This window comes from Brevibacillus sp. MCWH (assembly GCF_013096935.1).
Taxonomy (GTDB): Bacteria; Bacillota; Bacilli; order Brevibacillales; family Brevibacillaceae; genus Brevibacillus; species Brevibacillus aydinogluensis.
Genome location: NZ_SDLF01000054.1, coordinates 1 through 1,125, shown reverse-complemented (window position 1 = coordinate 1,125; position 1,125 = coordinate 1). Strand labels below are relative to the sequence as shown.

At 30.1% G+C, this 1,125-nt stretch carries 2 protein-coding genes; both read right to left on the bottom strand.

All coding sequences use genetic code 11. The annotated features are described in order from the left end of the window. On the bottom strand, positions 1-493 hold a 493-nt coding region (locus tag ETC00_RS19290; RefSeq protein ID WP_171567677.1), incomplete at its 3' end, for a hypothetical protein. Positions 494-618: 125 nt separating this feature from the next. Continuing rightward, positions 619-1,125 (bottom strand): hypothetical protein (locus ETC00_RS19285; RefSeq protein ID WP_171567676.1); only part of this gene is annotated, 507 nt, incomplete at its 5' end.

Here is a 1,125-nt window from a genome sequence, read left to right as displayed (position 1 = left end):
CCTTTACGATAGGACTGTTTTCATTTATGGAAGGTGTAACGTTAGTAATTTTTACTACAGGTCTAATTTCCTTTGTTTCGTTACTTTCATTATCATCAAATCCACTATCACTAGAATCGAAGCTAAAGTCACCATCATCAAATGAAAAATCATCCATACCAAATTCATCTTCGAAAATCTTCTCTGTTCGTTCTTTGTTATAAATATTACCTGTCTTTATATCTTCAATAGCGTTTTTAAGAGCAGTCTTAGCAATTCCAAATTGTTGGTTTGTATCAAAGTATTTTTTAATTGAAGATGAATTTCTCTTAAAGTCTTTTATATCATTGGCAATATCTTTAACATATTCTTTATTTTCTGTAATAAATTCGCCTACTGATGGCATAAGTTCTTGAACTAACTCTGTAGTAGTGAATCCTAAAGATCTTGCAACGTTCCTAAACCATCTATTATTTGGTGTAGTTCTTTTTATGTTAGTCTTTGATTTATCCATAAACTAGTTCACTCCCTTCATATATCTATTTAATCTAATGTTTTATAAGAAAAAAATAGTCGAATATAAAAAAATAATTCCAGTATGGTAGATTTTCTCTACCATACTGGAATTTTATTGTTTTATTATTTTAAGCGCTTTTTAAGCCATTTTGGAGTTTTAGATTTTTTGTCAAGAATTTTATGTGCTTTCTTCTCAACTTTAATTTTATCTCCTGTGCGAATATCTTTATGCTCAGTTACAGAATCACCAACCTCTTTAAGAGTTAGTGAACCTACGAAATCTTTCTTTGTAATAAAATCAAATTTCTTACCAGCTTCAAGATATTTGTAGATTAATTCGGAGCAAAGCTCATAAATACCATCAACATTACGGATTTCATATGCAGTATCCATAATACGAGCAGCTTCTTGCTTGTCTACACCAAAATCAAGAAGAATGCGTTGAATCATTCCACGTAATGCTTTTACAGGTTCAATTTTCTTAGTTACAACTTCTCCATCTTTAAGAGAAACAGTTTCGATTTCATAATCAACTGTGTTTAAAAATGCTTTAGCTAGTTTGTCAAAATCTGAACGACTGAAAGAGCGTACAGGTTTACCAGATTTTGAAACAGAAACATTGTTTTTAAT